Below are 16,074 nucleotides of genomic sequence, written 5' to 3'. Positions count from 1 at the left end.
CCCCCTATATTATTCAGCAAGATGGGCCAGCACCTTGCAAAAACCGTGGTAAATCTGGCGCAGCTGTTCGCTATCATCAATAGCCTCATCTGTATTAAACTCCAGCCAAGGGTGCTTAACGTCACTATCTTCTACCTGATGGGTATGGATGCCAAGGGTAAAATTATCCAGTTTTGCAAAAATGTCCCTTACTTCTGCATCGGCAAATACCTGGGATATTCTTTCTTTGTCGTTGGTTTCAACGATAACTTTTTTGTCAAACTCAGGGTAACCGGTAGTTACATCCTGCATCCCGAAAAATTTGCCTACGCTATCTATAAAACCCTGGTGATGAATAGCAAACTTAAAATCGCTGGAAACAGGCAAGGGCGACTTTAGCTGGGTTGACTCAGATCCGCCCTCAAATCCACCTCCCGGATCGATATCAATATATAGTTGAATCCTCTTGTTACCCTGCTCAATCAGGATATCGTAGGTAAACATATCTTCGCTGTTAAGGTCGGCCTCAATTAGCGGCCATACCTCCATTTCGTTTCGGCCAGAAATTATCTTTTGCTCTTCCATAAGCTTTTAGTCTTACCCGAATAACATCTGTGGGGATATTATGTTTAAAACACTTCGCCCACATTCACAAACAAGCCGTTTGAGCCATGAGCACCGAAGCCGTAATCAAGGCAAATATTTGTGCGCGAAACCTTATTGAGCTTTAACCTTAAACCCGGGCCAATTGCCGGTTGAATTGACTGCACGTTAGTGCCCGGCGCGGCAGAAAACGCCTGCGCATTAGCAAACAGCACACCGCCTAGCAAGCCGTTACGGGTAATGCGGAAGCGGTACTCACTCTCAAAATAAAGCATTTGTGCGCCTCTGAACCTTCCCTGTATATAACCACGACTGGTGGTAGAATAGGCATCCCAACCGTTAGCGGGCAAATCGAGGTAGGGCGGTTTTCCGCTAATCACCACCCAATCATAACTCCAAAAAGCCAGTACATTTTCGCTACTGGCCGGGAACCTGAAATATTTACGAACATCTAATATCAGCGATCGCCAACCCGAGTTGCTGCCTAAGAACTTGTAGTTATCTTTAAACTGCATAGAGGCGTAACCACCATGAGATGCGTTGATAGAATTGTCCCTGCTATCGTAAAGCGCGTTAAAGGTTAGGCCCGACGATACAGTGTGCGTTGCTGCGCCATACAGCACATAATCTGTAGGCACACCCGTTTTAAGACCCTCTTCGGAAATGTTAGCATGATAGTCAATCGCGTAACCAAGCCCTAAATAAAAATTGCCGGTAATTTTGCGCATAATAGTTTCATAAAACCTAATGAGGTTAAAATTCATCGGGTTTTGATTTTCGGCAGGCGAGACGCTGCCGAGCCCATAAGTGCTTTGGGGATATTTGTAAAAGCGGTAATCGCCAATCAATACATATTTACCATTTCTAAGCCATATGGTTGACTGAACAGGTATCAATAATTGTTTGCGCGAAGAAATTGTAGCACTGGCTGTAACTGTAGAAACCTTTGATAAAGAATCGAGCTTAAAAATGGCATTACCCGATAAACTTACAGCAAAGCCCGATGTAAGCGTATAACCAATGGCTGGAATGATGGAGAAGTTGGGCTTGGATGTAATTACGGGTTGAGACTGTACTTTAGGTTGCTTTTTGCCCATCCATCCCTTCAGCACATCGTAAAGATCTACTTGCCGTACCGAATCTTTTAATACCTCCACACTATCGCGCCCTGGATAACGCGTTATATGGATTTCTTTATTTTGCTGCGCCCTTAAGCTAACCGTAAAACAGCAGGCCAGCAACAAAGTAAGTGTAAGCAATAGCGGTTTGCCCATTAGCAATTATAACCACTATTTACCGTAACTGTTTAAAGAGTTTTAAAGCTTAATATTTGGTTTACAAATAAGTAAGGCCCTGAATATTGTCGCCCTTGTAGTAATAGGGTTCAAAATCCTTATCGGCCAGTTGGCACGATGCCGAAACAAACGTGCAACGCACGTCGCCAAAAATAGTACCTATTGCGGCATCGGCAGCATCACGACCGGTGGCAATTTTTACTATTCCGTTTAAGGGTACCAGCCTGGTAGCGTCAAACAATATCCACTCGTGCCCTATGTATGCCTCAAAACAGGCATGAAAATCGGGCGGGTTTAATTGAAAAGCATATCCGGTAAAATACCTGGCAGGGATATCCAATGCGCGGCAAAGCGCTATGCCCAGGTGGGCAAAATCGCGGCAAACACCAGCCTGCTCGGCCACGGTGTCATAGGCCGAAGTTTGCGAATTGGTAGAGCCGCTCAGGTATTCTACGTTCTCGTAAATCCAGTCGGTAAGGGCTAATACCTTTTCAAAAGCGTTATCTATTTTGCCAAACTTGCTGTGCGCAAAGCGAAATAACTTATCAGACTGACAATATCTGCTTGGCGATAAATAATGTAGTGTGGTAGCGTCCAACTCAATAACCGGCGTATCTACCAACTGATCGGCCGGGGTTAGTTTTACCGAAGTATCAACAATAGCATGGTAATTAATATTGAGGTAAGCCGGCTCGGTTACCTCAAAACGCACATAACGGTTTTCGCCCGGCCAGGCCAGTTCTTCCGATTTAAAATAAGGGTCGAGTTTAAATGTCTCTTCCAGTACTGCCTGCGCCGGCGTTCTGAGGGCATGAATATTTAAAATGAATGTTGAGGCGGCTTTCACCTCGTAACTTAATGCCCCCGAAACGCTGAACTTCATGCTTTTTTACCCTTTTTCTTTTTAGTCTTCGTTAATTCATTAAACGCGGCATCCATCCATTGGTTTGAGATGTTTTTAAGCGCTTTTTTTAATTCCATATCCCACTGTGCCGATACTTTTCCAAGATCGTCCTGATCATAATGGTGCTCCACCATATTGAAGCTATTACTCTCATAAATAGCAACGTCTATCGGGAAGTCAACATCAGCAGCGCTAATCCTTGTGGAGTCGAACGAAAGGAAACCCGCTTTTAAACACAACTTTAAACTAGAGTCGCGATTTAGGCTGCGATTTAATATTGCTTTTCCTTGTGCCGCATTACCAATAATTACATAAGGTGCGCCTTCACCAAGCTCAACCCAGTTACCTTCGGGATAGAGCAAGAACAGCTTATGCTCTTCATCGTCCTTCATTTGGCCGCCAATAATGGTGTTAAGGTTAAACTTAAAGCCGGCTTTCTCTAACGACTCGCGATCTTCTACGCCAACGCGCTTCACCTGTTCGCCAAAGGCATTTACAGCTTTATATAGCTTATCATATTGATCGAGGTTGGTGTCCAGCAGTTCTTCAAAATAAACCATGGCCTTGTCGCGCACCGAGCGCAAACCACTGGTCATGATAAACATCGAACTCTTTTCTTTTTGTAAAACAAACAGCTTTTTTTTGATGGTTACGTCCGTACCCGATGTAATACGCGTATCGGCAATGGCAACCAGCCCCTGTTTTACTTTAATGCCCAAACAATAGGTCATATTTCAAAATAAATTAGTGCTGCAAAGTAGCCGTTATTAATTGTCTTTATCAAGTGATAACCACTTTAAATAATTATTAAGGCTTGAGCCTTTTAACAAAACACATTGAGCTTTACAGCAAAACGCTGGGAGACAATCTGCCCTACCTTTGACTTATTAAAAATCTACAACGATGACAAAAATTTGGTTTATAACAGGCAGCTCCCGCGGATTGGGGCGTAGCCTTACAGAAGCAGCGCTGGCCGCAGGCGATAAAGTTGCCGCCACAGCCCGCACCCCCGAACAATTGAACGACCTGGTAGAAAAATACCCAGACCAGATATTACCCTTGCAATTGGACGTTACCCAGTATAAAGACGTTTATGATACCGTAGCAAAAGTCGTTGCCCATTTCGGTCGCATTGACGTATTGGTTAACAATGCCGGTTTCGGCATTGTGGGCGCCGCCGAAGCATTTACAGAAGAGCAGGTGCGCAGCCAACTGGAGACGAACTTATACGCCCCTATCGAAATAACCCGTGCCGTGTTGCCGTACATGCGAAAACAACGCTCGGGCCGCATTTTGCAGATCAGTTCTATCGGCGGCCGCGTTGGAAATCCAGGCGTGAGCATTTATCAGGCAGCAAAATTCGGGCTGAGTGGTTTCAGCGAAGCGTTAGCAAAAGAAGTTGCCCCACTCGGCATATTGGTTACTTCGGTAGAACCAGGCGGCTTCCGCACGGATTGGGCAGGCGCATCTATGACCTACGCCCCCACGGTAGAAGGCTATGAAGAAACCGTTGAAAAACGCACCGAACTATTTACCAGCGGCAAATTTATCCCAATGGGCGATCCTGATAAGGCAGCTAAAGTAATGATAGACCTGGTTAACAATCCAGAGCCTCCTATACATTTAGTGTTGGGGAGCGAAGCGATTGGTATGCTAAAAAATGCCGACGCAGCGCGTGCCGCCGATATGGAAAAATGGTTACAGGTAAGTATTTCTACCGACCATGATGAAGCCGAAAACTTTTTGGAAACGGAAGCCGGTAAAGCATTCTACTTTAAACAACAGGACAAATAACATTTGATTTTCAATAAACAGAAATGCGATTTATACTATCGCATTTCTGTTTACTTTTATAGCATACATTGCCATGCCAGCAAAAGCATCACATCAATCAGACGAGCGGATCTTATACTCCTGCTATTCCGACATCAGTCGCGAGGGCGAGCAGTTTGTACCCGAGCATGTATTTAGCTATGGTTTGGAGGGTAGTAATGACCTGTTTATAAACGGCAAGAATTATACCTTTAAAGCGGGCGATTTTCGCTACATCCGCCGCAACCAACTGGCTAAGTTTACCAAGCACCCTGTGCCGGGCGGGGAGTACCGCGCCATATCTATCCGAATGGATCAGACTACGTTGCGAAGTTTGAGTGAAGAATTTAACCTCCACCCAGATAAGCCTTATACCGGCGAAGCTGCCATAATATTGGAGCCCAAGCCACAGCTAAAAGCTTTTGCAGAATCGATGAAGCCTTATCTCGAAGGCACAAGCGAAATAAGTAAAATGATTACTGAGCTAAAAGTAAAGGAGATCATTTTGCTGTTATTAGAAACCAGCCCCGAACTAAAGGACGCCTTATTTGACTTTAGCGAGCCCGGCAAAATAGACCTCGAAGCCTACATGAGCGAGCACTATAAATTTAATGTAGATATCAGTCGGTTTGCCTACCTAACCGGCCGCAGCCTGGCTACCTTTAAGCGCGATTTTGAGAAAACATTCCACACCTCGCCCAACCGCTGGCTGCAGCAAAAACGCCTGGACGACGCCTACTACCTGCTTAAAGAAAAGGGCTGGAAAACCTCCGACGTTTACATGGAAGTAGGCTTTAAAGATTTCTCGCACTTTTCTTTCGCCTTTAAAAAGGCTTACGGGGTGGCGCCTTCACGGGTGGCTTAGTTATCATCCTTTATAATCATCATCTATCAGGCCGCGTTGTTCCATGTCCTTAATTACTTCATCCAAAAACATATCTGCCACTGCGCCCTTGCCGAAAGATTTTCCAAGAGACAGGTAAAGATCAAGTCCCTTATCTTTAAAGAAACCACCTACGGTTCTGCTAAACCACGATTGCTTATGAATTTTCGGCAAGATCTGGCTTTGCCATTTAGGCGTATCCGATGGTTGAACAGCAGCATTTTGTACGTTATTCAGTATGCATTTTATACGGTTTTCCATAGGGTCTTTTAACCTCAGTAAATCGGTAAGCTTAATTTGTGGATATGGGTATACGCTTTCTTCGGGTGGTACAGCAACGGTAAATGTGCCTGTCGCTTTATCTTCTACCACGCGCAGGTCGGGTATCATTGGTAAATAGGTTACACCGGTGCTATCCGTATATTTAAAATCAGTAACATTCTCAAACCCGAACGCCAGAATCGGGTTCTGGGCAGACTCAGGCACGTTAAAGTGTGCCTGTAAAAAGCGTTGGCAATTTCTTCGGCCTAAATAAAAATCGTGTTTGCGGAATGCTTTAGAAAAGAACCCACCGAATCCGCCAAGCGATCCACAGGCAATGGTATATTGCTGACTTACGCCGTTCGCTTCTCTAACCGGCATAATGAGGTAACGGGTATAATCGTCGCTCAGGTACGCCCTTTTCACCTGATCTTCCTTCATGCGCAACTGCCCTATCATAGCGCCCAATACGGCAGGCACTACGTTACGCCAGGCCTGTTGTGGTACAAATACCGCGGGCTCGGGTGGGGCATCATTAGGGAAAGGATCTATCATCACCACCAGGCTATCAAATTCTGTTGCCGAAGTTTGGGGTGAATACATTTTGGCGGTAAGCCTGGCGGCAGCTTCTGCCGCCGTACGATCTTCGGCTGTAACCGGCGCTGCCTTTACTATACTTTCTTGAATGATCACATCGCGGCGGCGGTCGTCCAACAGCTGCTGGGTAACTTCAAATGGTTCGTTGTTAATCACCCCGCCATCTACATTTAAGGAAACAAATGCTCCTTCAGGCAAAAAGTTATAGGTCACCTTTTTGTCGTCCTCGCCGGCGAGTTTTAAATTAAGGTATTTACTATCCTCAATATAAGCCCGCTGACGGCTCAGCGTCCGGCTCTCCAACCCAACCGGGAATGCCCCGGTAGACATGGCCGCAGCCTTGAGCATTTCTATATTGGTTCCGTTATCGGCGACCTTAGGCGTTTTATCAAAACTGATAGGTATCCGGCCATCACCAGTATAAGCATCTTCGCTTAGTTTAAAAAAAGCATAATCGCGGTGCATTTTCATGCTGTATTCCCTTACCCCGCTGCTGGTATCAAAAGCTATTTTGTAATTAAAACCGCGCAGATTGGTAATGGTCGTAAAAATGTCCAGGTCGTCGGCCAGGTATTCGCGGTTATAAACCGGCGAATACCGGCTATCAAGAACGGCGTTGGCAACTTGCTTTATAAATGTGGAGTTAAACCCAGCCCTAACCTCCCTGGATGCATTACCGCTATCGTTTTCAATATCAGAGGTGTCGAGCATAAAATGCATCATATCCTCAGTGGGTGTTTCGGTTAAATTCACCCATGCATTGTACAATGGATTTTGCTTGGTTTGGGCATCATTATCAGCGTCAGCCTGCTTAACGGGTTCAAATTCACCCTGCAGAGCACCGGCAGTAATAGCGGCGGTCATACCGCCGGCCGAGGCACCGCCCAAGGTTTCAACAATAAAATTATGTTTGGGTATACCGCTAAGCTTTCCGGCTTCCTGCAAGTCTTTGGCTTTTTGCCAGTGCTCCAGCGCTTCGAATAAATAATCCATAACACCTGCGGTATAAGCACCTGCAGATACTGCGCCGGCCATACAAATACCGGCATGGAATGTAGTGTTCTTAGTTACTTCTGCCATATCAAACTCGTTATTGAGGATCATTTAAACCCTTAAGTTGAAGGCCTCCGCTTCAACAATAGCATATTGATTGTTAGTATCAGCAACCTAAACTGAACCAGGAGCGAGTTTTCAGTTTAGCAAATAATAGCACTTATCGGAAAGAATATTGTAAAGCACACGAAACCGCGCCTTATCGTAATAAATTGGTTTACATAAATCTATGTATTAAAAAATAATATCCGGAAGTAAAATGGACAGTTTTTTCACCCTTTCTTCTCTGTCAATCAGGCGACTTTACCACCCAATACCATAATCTTCGCCATGGTTACTACTGCCGCCCCAAAGGCTGCCATGCTTCCAGTCGAAATAAATGGCATTGATTGGGCCACTGGTACGTTCGGTAAAGCTGAGGGTGTAGCCCATCTTCTTCAATTCGTCGCGCACCGCATCTTTAGTATTGGTATTTAGCAATATCTGGCCCGGCTTTGGCTCGCGGTCTGTTGTTTTGGTACCGCCAAGTGATAGCCATAGTTGATTAGTATTGAAGTTGGCGGCTTCGGTAGCCTTTTGCACCGTCATACCAAATTCGGCAACGTTCAGAAAAAACTGAATAAGGTTTTGGTCTTGGGTATCGCCGCCTTGCACCGCTGCAGAAAGGAAGGGCTTACCGTCTTTCATAAATAACGATGGCGACAAAGTTACCCGAGGCCTTTTACCTGGCGCAACCACATTAAAGGGATTAAGCGTAGAATCGAGCACAAAGCTCTGCATGCGCTGGCTCATACCCACACCGGTGTTGCCGGCAATGCAAGCAGGCAGCCAGCCGCCGCTTGGGGTTACAGAAACTACCCAACCTTCTTTATCAGCAGCCTCGATAGAAGTAGTGCCACGCCATAACCTGTCTTGGTATTCTTCTTTAGGCGAGTAATTGCCCATATCATGCTTAGGCGCAAAATTGCGTTTAGTGGTATCCATCTCGAAGCCGCGCTTTTTCAGCAGATCGATATAAGGGTTTATTTTACCTTCAAATGGGTAAGGGTTTCCGGGACCAATCTTTTCGTCGTTTTTATCAAGCTGAATTAAGGCCGCCCGTTGTTTAGCGTAATCTTTACTTAGCAGCCCCTTAATGGGTTCTTTAGGCGAGAAATACGGATCGCCATAATAAAAATCGCGATCGGCAAAGGCCAGATTCATAGCCTGGTACAGGGTATGAATATATTTGGCACTGTTATAACCCATGCCTTTAAGGTCGAAGTTTTCGAGGATGTTCAGGGCCTGCAACATTACCGGGCCTTGAGTCCATTGTTGTAGTTTGTAAACATCAATGCCTTTATAGTTAACCATCAGCGGTTCTTCCTCAACAGGTTTCCATTTGGCAAGGTCTTGCATGGTTATTAACCCGCCCTGCTCCTGGGCTCCACGCACAAACTCTCGCGCTATATCGCCTTTGTAAAAGCGATCATAAGCAGCCATCAGAGCCTCTTTACGGGTTTTACCTTGTTTAAGTGCTGTCTTTTCGGCTTCTACCATTTTGGTAAGGGTGTTTAGCAGATCTTTTTGCACAAATATTTCGCCCGGCTCTGGTGCTTCGCGCTTTTCGCCTGGGTGAGTAAGAAAAACTTTTTTGCTGTAAGGCCAGGTTTTCAGCATCTCTTTATCGCGTTCGATAGTATTGGCCGACTGTGCTTCAATGGCGTAACCTGCAGCCATGTGCATTGCCGGAGCCAATACCTGACTAAGGCTCATGGTTCCGTAATTCATTAACATATAAATCAGCCCACCAGGTGTTCCAGGCGTGGTAGCCGCAAGCGGCCCGTACTCCGGCGGGAAATTATATCCTTTACTTTTAAAAAATTCGACAGTGGCTCCGGTTGGCGCAACGCCCATAGCGTTAATGGCGATTACTTTATGCGTTTTAGGATTATAGATCAGCACCTGAGTTTCGCCGCCCCAACTTAAGGTATCCCACATGGTACATGTAGCTGCCAACATAGCGCAGGAAGCATCAACCGCGTTACCTCCCTGTTGAAATATCATAGAACCTGCAGTTGCGGCCATTGGCTTGCCGGTTACAGCCATCCAGCTGCTGCCATACAACATCGGTTTTTGAGTTTGCTGCGCGGATAAACGCAAGGTGAAACTCACAAGGATAATTAGTGCCGATAAACGCTTCATAAGCACTAATATATGCAATTTGAGCAGACGGTTGAGAAGCCCGGCATGTAACATGTTTGGTAAAACGAACGATTGTTTAACTTCGCCCCTAATAAATTAAACACCATGATAGCACACCACGTTTTATTTTGGCTTAAAGCCGATACTACCGACGAACAAAAACAAGCTTTCCGCAACGGACTGCAAAGCCTTGAAAATATAGAAGTTATTAAAAACCTGCATATCGGCACACCGGTTCTGTCAATTGACCGCCCTGTTGTAGATACAACTTACACCTTTAGCCTGGTTGTATTTTTTGACGATCTGGCGGGTCACGATGTTTACCAGGTTCACCCGGTACATAAAGCTTTCTTAGAGGAGTTTCGCGTTATGTTTGAGAAGGTTATTATTTATGATGCCGCATAAGTAGTAATTCATAATAGCCAAGCCCTCTACTAATCGCAGAGGGCTTTTTCGTTTTATAGCTCAACAAAAGAAAATCCCAATAATATTTGCATATTTATGTAATATATTGCTTTAATGCTGCCAAAAGATATTGTGCGTTACGGTTTGCAGCTTTTGCCGACACAATGTTTAACCAACCTGATACTTCCATTAAAATAAATTCGGAGCCTAACTGACACTCCCGCATGCTGCGATATTTTAACATTTTATAAATAACCATGTTTAAGCTACCATTGGTATTTTTATTATTTCTGGCACCGGTAATGGTTTATGCTGGCTGGCAACCTGCTTTACCAGCAAATAGTGCCTTATTACAGAAACTCAAAAAAAGCAACACCGATACTTCACGCATCAAGCTGCAGCTTCAGTTGGCCAGTAATTACCTGGACGATGTCGATGCTCAAAAAAAGAACCTCGATACAGCAGCTAATTTTATTAACCAGGCCAAACAATTAGCTTTTAAGGCTAACAACACAGATCTTCAAAACAGTTCTCTAATATTGTTGGGCAGGTATTATATTCTGCAAGACAGCATACTCAAGGCAAAAGCTGCTTTTAAACTGGTAACAGACTATTATCAAAAAACGGGCAATAAACAACAGGAAGCAGTAATATGGAGCCTGCTTGGAACTTTATTACCGCTAAAAAACACCGCGGCAGATAAAATAGCGTGTTTTGAACGTGCACGAAATTTGTTTGTTGAAATACATCACCCGGTAGAAGCGGCCACCGCGCTCAGAAATATTGCGGAAGTTAGCATAGATGAAAACAAGACCGAAATTGCCGAAAGACAGGCTCTTCAGGCACTTGCTGAATATAAAACAGCGGGATATAAAAAACTCCAATATGTATATGATGTACTCGCCCGTGTAAGCGAAGTCAGACATGACGAACGAAAACAGTTATATTATAGAATTGAAGCTGTTAAACTGATTGACGCCACTCAAGACTCTGTATACGCCGCCTATTGTTATCACAGATTGGCATCGGTTTACGCTACAGTAGGTATGTATGAGCAAAGTTTGGTGTGGGTAAAAAAAGCGATTGAGATAAACAAAGCCACGTCTAAAGATTATTATACAGATGCCTTGCTTTTGGTAACCGACATGACAGAATTGAATCAGCAAGATAAGGCGGTTCCGATTTTAGAAAACATTATTAAGCGAGGCCCTCCGCGAAGACAGGTAGATCAATATATAATTTATGGGCTATTGGCTGAAGGTTATGCCCATGCGGGACAAAAAGCAAAGGCAGAAGACTACAGCGCAAAGTTAGCCCCTGTGTTTAATGCATTGTTGCCTACTTACGATGAGCCCAAACGACTGGCACTCTACAGGCGGTATTATAAAACGCTTGCCGAAGTATATGTTGCCATTAAAGAATATCAACACGCGGAGGTTTATCTTAAAAAGATTGCGCTTTTGCCTCAGAAAAAATTAAGTGCCAGCTACCGAAGCAAGGTTAACCTATTGCTTTTTAAGGTCGACTCTGCAAACGGCAATTACGTTTCGGCTATCAAATACCTTGAGCGGCATAAAACCATGAACGACTCCATTTATAATGCAGTAAAAAATAAGCAGGTAGCTGAGTTACAGATTAAGTACGAAACTTCTAAAAAAGAGCAATCTATAAAAGTGCTGCAAAGCCAGGCCAAAATTCAGCATGCCGAATTGCAACATGCCAACCTCCAGCGCAACATTACCTTTGGTGGCATTGCCATGCTGCTTATTATTGCGGGTGTGTCTTATACGGCTTATCGCCAAAAACAACAAAACAACTTACATCTGCAACATAAGCAAAAGGAGATTAACCAGCAAAACGATGCTTTACAGCGGTTGCTTAAAGATAAAGACAAACTGCTCAACGAAAAGGACTGGCTACTGAAAGAGGTACATCATAGGGTAAAAAATAATCTGCAGATTATTATCAGTTTGCTTAATACTCAGGCAGCCTATCTGGAAAATAAAACCGCTCTCTCTGCCATTAAAGAAAGCCAGAACAGGGTGCAGGCTATTTCACTAATTCACCAAAAGCTTTATAAAGCCAGTAACGTAGCTAGTATTGATATGCCTGCCTATATCTATGAGCTGGCAAATTACCTGCAAGATAGTTTCAATACCGCCGAACAACATATTTGCTTCCAATATGCTATTGAGCCAATAAACATGGACATTACCCAAGCCATACCCATTGGCCTTATTGTTAATGAAGCGGTAACCAATGCCATAAAATATGCTTTTGACACTAATGGCGGCAACATTTTAATTGCCTTGGAAACCACTTCGCCATGTAACCTCAGGTTAAGCATCTCCGACAACGGCAATGGCCTGCCGCCAAATTTTAACATCAAAACCAACAGTTCCCTTGGGATGGAAATGATGAAGGCGCTGAGCAAACAATTGGGTGGCTCATTCCAGATCAAAAGCGACCAAGGCACAACGCTTCTCATCGACTTTCAACCGGAAGAAATATTTAGCGGCGTGGATGCCGAGAGCATATCCGCGTAGTGATGTCTTACAAAAAAGTCGCTTCTGTTTAGCAGAGCGACTTAACCTATTAAGAAAAACATACTATCCCTCGTTATATACCGTAAGTGCCTGTCAGCGCTTTTTTCTCTATACTTTTTGCAAACAGAGGAGTTTCTTCACGATTATGGGTATCTGAAGCGGCTTGTCTCGAAGCATGTGCTTGCTCAAGTGTTACGCCGTGTTCTTTTATAAACTCAAAAAATTCGGGAGTGGCTGTAGCATGTATTTCGTTAGTGTACTCTGTAGTATTAGCATCAATAGCTTTAGCTTTTAGCTCCCAAAGCACCTGAACTTTAGTGCGGCCGTTTTTGGTAATGGCATCAGAGATAGAAAGCATCCGGCAATAATCGGGTTGGTGCACTACCGCCACATAGTGCTGTATCATAAGTGCATCGCCAATAGTCTCCACATTTAACGAAACCGGTTGTCCATCGTAAGTGCTGCTGATGCCAGCGCCAATATGTTGGGTAGAACAACGTTGGTACTCTGCATCGGGCAGGTTTAATAACCAGTCGGCAATGTTTACTTTTTCAATAGGCGCATTAATAACTGCGGTTACAACAGAGTGTGATAATGCATTCTCGGGTGTTTGTTGAATTTCCATGATTGTTTTGATTTGTTAAATCAAAGTTGAGTGTAATTTAATTATCGTTTAAACTCATTTTTTCGATATACTTCATCGAAAATTCCGATGGATAATTATCTTTATAATTATGGAACTCAGGCAACTCAAGTATTTTATCAAAGCCGCCGAACTTTCAAACTTTACCGCGGCATCGCAAGCTCTGTATATCACTCAAAGTACGCTTTCGCAACAGATTAAAACGCTGGAAGACGAGCTGAACACACCTTTGTTTGATCGCATTGCTAAACGGGTGAGGCTTACCGAAGCAGGGCGCTTGTTCCTACCTTCTGCTATCAAGACTGTAAAATATGCAGAAAGCGGAAAGCAATTAATTAAGGATTTGGATGGCCTATTAACCGGCAGCTTATGCATTGGCCTCACTTATGGGCTGAGCAATTTGCTTCTTGATAAGCTGACCGACTTTGCAGAAACTTACCCATTGTTGAAGATCAACATTACTTACGGCACATCCGGAGAACTTTTAGACCAACTAAAGGAGGGCGACCTGGACTTTGTGCTTTCTTTCTATAATACTCCCAACCCTTTATTCGAATCCACAGTTTTGTTCGAATCTCATCTATCGTTGATTGTACATCAAGATCATTCATTAGCCACAGCCAAATCTGTCGACTTAAAACAGTTGTCCGACTTACCAATGGTTTTGCCCGTAAGTCAATACAGTATCAGCGAATTTTTAAATACGCGGTTAGCAAAAATGGAACTTAGTCTTAATGTTAAAATGGAAATCAATGACATTTACAGCCTTTTGCAACTTGCAGCTACCCAAAAGTGGTGCACCATTTTAATGAACACCTCGCTTTTTAACTTCCCACAGCTAAAAGCTATTCCGTTATCGGGAAAACAAATGGTTAGGCACGCAACTATAACCTGGTCGACAGGTATTTACCGCAAAAAAGCGGCGGTAATTTTTGCAGAATTGCTAAACAAGCTATAGAATAACGCGGGTGTATAGAAGTTTCCCCTATTTTTTAAAGCCGTATATCCCTCATTACCAATATTCAATTTAAATTTTTCTTTAAATAAATTTTGATAAACCGAATGGTTGCGCTTATATTAGTAATTAAATAGCTTAACCAAATTAAAACTGTTAAATATGAAACGTAAAATTCTTTTTGTTCTATGCCTACTTTTTGGCCTGATGTTTATAAACGCTGGTCTGAATAAATTTTTTAACTACATGCCGGTACCTAAAGACATGCCCGAAAAAATGGTAAAGGCGATGGCAGCGTTTGCCACAATAGGCTGGCTTATGCCCCTTGTAGGCGCTATGGAAATTGTTGGAGGATTGCTATTAATTTTTAACAGAACCCGGGCCCTTGGTGCAATTATAATTGTACCTATTTTAACCGGAATTTTGCTTGCGAATATCAGCATGGCTCCATCTGGTTTGCCTATTGTATTTGTATTAATTGCCATAATTGTTTGGGTAATTATTGACAATAAGGAAAAGTATCTGCCGATGATACAAAAGTAATTATCGGTCGCAGAAGTGCCGACTATCAAAACAGAACCCAGATGAGACGAGATATCTTTCAGGCTATTGCCGATCCAACACGGAGGGCGATTTTGGCGCTCATTGCTTTACAGGCAATGACACCCAGCGCCATTGCGGACCATTTCGATATGACCCGGCAAGCAATTTCAAAGCACATGCGAATCTTAACTGAATGTGAGCTGGTGAAACAGGACTTTCAGGGTAGAGAAACGTATTATCAGATTGAAATAGATAAAATGAAAGAAATAGATAAATGGCTGGAGCAATTCAGAAAGATCTGGGAAAACCGCTTTCAACAACTTGATCAACTTTTATTAACCATACAAAAGGAGAAATAATGAAACCTAATTTGCAGTTTGACTTCATCACGGACAAAGAAAACAATACGCTTACCATCAGACGTGAATTTTTAGCCAGCAGGGCATTGGTTTGGGATTGCTATACTAAAAGCGAACTACTGGACCGTTGGTTTGCCCCTGCCCCTTTAACCACCAAAACAAAATCAATGGACTTCCGTGAAGGAGGACACTGGCATTATGCAATGGTAGAGCCCAATGGCACCGAATATTGGGGTTATACCGAATACTTCAAGATTAGCCCTATTGACTTCTATACTTCTTCAGATGCTTTCAGTAACGAAGCGGGCGAAATAAATACAGATTTGCCCCGTGCTGAGTGGCTCGTAAATTTTACAGATAAAGATGAAAATGCCTTAGTAGAAACCATTGTTACCTATAAGTCGCTTTCGGATCTGGAACAGGTTATTCAAATGGGCATGGAGCAGGGCATGATCGCCACCATGGAAAAACTAGATCAATTACTATTAACCATAAACAAATAAAAATGAGCAACAAGATAACGGTTAATGCCACTATTAACGCCGATATAAAGAAGGTTTGGGACTATTACACCCAGCCTGAACACATCACCAAATGGAATTTTGCAGATCCATCCTGGCAGTGCCCATCGGCCTCAAATGACATGCAGGTAGGGGGCAAATACACCGCCCGAATGGAAGCCAAAGATGGAAGCTTCGGCTTTGATTTCGAAGCCACTTATGATGCGATTACCCCTGGCCAAAGTTTCACTTACGCGATGCCCGACGGCAGGCAGGTAGATGTAGTTTTTGAAAAAGATGGCGATAAAACGAATATCGATGTGACCTTTGACGCAGAGGACCAAAACCCGCTCGAAATGCAAAAAGGCGGATGGCAAGCTATTCTTAACAACTTTAAAGAATACACGGAAGCAAGCTGATTAGGTAAACTAAAAATAGTTACTGATTAGATTTTCTGTATAAAAACTTAAAAGCCGCTTTACATGGGTAAAGCGGCTTCCGTTTATTATAATATAAAAAATATATGCACAGCACCTCCTATTTGTAACAATA

At 43.5% G+C, this 16,074-nt stretch carries 17 protein-coding genes; 9 read left to right on the top strand and 8 right to left on the bottom strand.

From position 1 onward, the window contains the following. Window positions 1–9: 9 nt before the first annotated feature. The 4 genes from GSY63_RS04855 to GSY63_RS04840 form a co-directional block, all read right to left on the bottom strand. Window positions 10–564 (bottom strand): hypothetical protein, encoded by a 555-nt coding sequence (locus GSY63_RS04855; RefSeq protein WP_166584700.1) that lies wholly within the window; start codon window positions 562–564, stop codon window positions 10–12. 44 nt (window positions 565–608) lie between these two features. Continuing rightward, the gene (locus GSY63_RS04850) at window positions 609–1,856 is read right to left on the bottom strand and encodes a BamA/TamA family outer membrane protein (protein WP_166584699.1); all 1,248 of its coding nucleotides are present in this window, start codon (window positions 1,854–1,856) and stop codon (window positions 609–611) included. A 61-nt stretch (window positions 1,857–1,917) separates the two neighbouring features. Next, entirely contained in the window at window positions 1,918–2,760 is an 843-nt protein-coding gene (locus GSY63_RS04845; protein ID WP_166584698.1) for a transglutaminase-like domain-containing protein, read from the bottom strand. Further along, entirely contained in the window at window positions 2,757–3,512 is a 756-nt protein-coding gene (locus GSY63_RS04840; RefSeq protein WP_166584697.1) for a peptidase, read from the bottom strand. The genes GSY63_RS04845 and GSY63_RS04840 overlap by 4 nt, the downstream gene beginning before the upstream one ends. A gap of 172 nt (window positions 3,513–3,684) precedes the next feature. Between GSY63_RS04840 and GSY63_RS04835 the strand changes: the two genes are divergently transcribed. Both GSY63_RS04835 and GSY63_RS04830 read left to right on the top strand, forming a co-directional pair. Further along, window positions 3,685–4,575: an oxidoreductase gene (locus tag GSY63_RS04835; protein WP_166584696.1), complete on the top strand. Its 891-nt coding sequence runs from the start codon at window positions 3,685–3,687 to the stop codon at window positions 4,573–4,575. 73 nt (window positions 4,576–4,648) lie between these two features. Continuing rightward, window positions 4,649–5,458 (top strand): helix-turn-helix domain-containing protein, encoded by an 810-nt coding sequence (locus tag GSY63_RS04830; RefSeq protein ID WP_166584695.1) that lies wholly within the window; start codon window positions 4,649–4,651, stop codon window positions 5,456–5,458. Between the two features lie 3 nt (window positions 5,459–5,461). Here GSY63_RS04830 and GSY63_RS04825 read toward each other — a convergent pair whose 3' ends face one another. Further along, a complete protein-coding gene (locus GSY63_RS04825) occupies window positions 5,462–7,438 on the bottom strand; it encodes a patatin-like phospholipase family protein (protein WP_166584694.1) in 1,977 nt (658 codons plus the stop codon). A gap of 252 nt (window positions 7,439–7,690) precedes the next feature. Then, window positions 7,691–9,571 (bottom strand): gamma-glutamyltransferase family protein, encoded by a 1,881-nt coding sequence (locus tag GSY63_RS04820; protein ID WP_166584693.1) that lies wholly within the window; start codon window positions 9,569–9,571, stop codon window positions 7,691–7,693. A 105-nt stretch (window positions 9,572–9,676) separates the two neighbouring features. Here GSY63_RS04820 and GSY63_RS04815 point away from each other — a divergent pair, with 105 nt between their 5' ends. Beyond that, window positions 9,677–9,976 carry a Dabb family protein gene (locus GSY63_RS04815; RefSeq protein WP_166584692.1) on the top strand — a complete coding sequence of 100 codons (300 nt, stop codon included), beginning with the start codon at window positions 9,677–9,679 and terminating at the stop codon, window positions 9,974–9,976. A gap of 94 nt (window positions 9,977–10,070) precedes the next feature. Here the strand turns inward: GSY63_RS04815 and GSY63_RS04810 are convergent, their stop codons facing one another. Then, entirely contained in the window at window positions 10,071–10,235 is a 165-nt protein-coding gene (locus tag GSY63_RS04810; protein WP_166584691.1) for a hypothetical protein, read from the bottom strand. Between GSY63_RS04810 and GSY63_RS04805 the strand changes: the two genes are divergently transcribed. Continuing rightward, window positions 10,234–12,522, top strand: a complete 2,289-nt coding sequence (locus GSY63_RS04805; RefSeq protein WP_166584690.1) for a tetratricopeptide repeat-containing sensor histidine kinase — start codon at window positions 10,234–10,236, stop codon at window positions 12,520–12,522. The genes GSY63_RS04810 and GSY63_RS04805 overlap by 2 nt on opposite strands. Before the next feature lie 73 nt (window positions 12,523–12,595). Here the strand turns inward: GSY63_RS04805 and GSY63_RS04800 are convergent, their stop codons facing one another. Continuing rightward, entirely contained in the window at window positions 12,596–13,147 is a 552-nt protein-coding gene (locus GSY63_RS04800; RefSeq protein ID WP_166584689.1) for a hypothetical protein, read from the bottom strand. Window positions 13,148–13,256: 109 nt separating this feature from the next. Between GSY63_RS04800 and GSY63_RS04795 the strand changes: the two genes are divergently transcribed. The 5 genes from GSY63_RS04795 (at window position 13,257) to GSY63_RS04775 (ending at window position 15,941) form a co-directional block, all read left to right on the top strand. Next, window positions 13,257–14,123, top strand: a complete 867-nt coding sequence (locus GSY63_RS04795) for a LysR family transcriptional regulator (RefSeq protein ID WP_166584688.1) — start codon at window positions 13,257–13,259, stop codon at window positions 14,121–14,123. Window positions 14,124–14,282: 159 nt separating this feature from the next. Beyond that, a complete protein-coding gene (locus GSY63_RS04790; protein WP_166584687.1) occupies window positions 14,283–14,663 on the top strand; it encodes a DoxX family membrane protein in 381 nt (126 codons plus the stop codon). Between the two features lie 41 nt (window positions 14,664–14,704). Continuing rightward, window positions 14,705–15,022, top strand: a complete 318-nt coding sequence (locus tag GSY63_RS04785) for an ArsR/SmtB family transcription factor (protein WP_166584686.1) — start codon at window positions 14,705–14,707, stop codon at window positions 15,020–15,022. Further along, window positions 15,022–15,525, top strand: coding sequence for an SRPBCC family protein (locus GSY63_RS04780; protein ID WP_166584685.1), 504 nt, complete (start codon window positions 15,022–15,024; stop codon window positions 15,523–15,525). The genes GSY63_RS04785 and GSY63_RS04780 overlap by 1 nt, the downstream gene beginning before the upstream one ends. 2 nt (window positions 15,526–15,527) lie before the next feature. Then, the gene (locus tag GSY63_RS04775) at window positions 15,528–15,941 is read left to right on the top strand and encodes an SRPBCC family protein (protein WP_166584684.1); all 414 of its coding nucleotides are present in this window, start codon (window positions 15,528–15,530) and stop codon (window positions 15,939–15,941) included. Window positions 15,942–16,074: the final 133 nt, after the last annotated feature.

Origin of the sequence: Mucilaginibacter agri, from assembly GCF_009928685.1 — a bacterium.
Taxonomy (GTDB): domain Bacteria; phylum Bacteroidota; class Bacteroidia; order Sphingobacteriales; family Sphingobacteriaceae; genus Mucilaginibacter; species Mucilaginibacter agri.
Note: the sequence above shows the minus strand (reverse complement) of the source record. Positions and strands in the feature narration are given on the sequence as shown.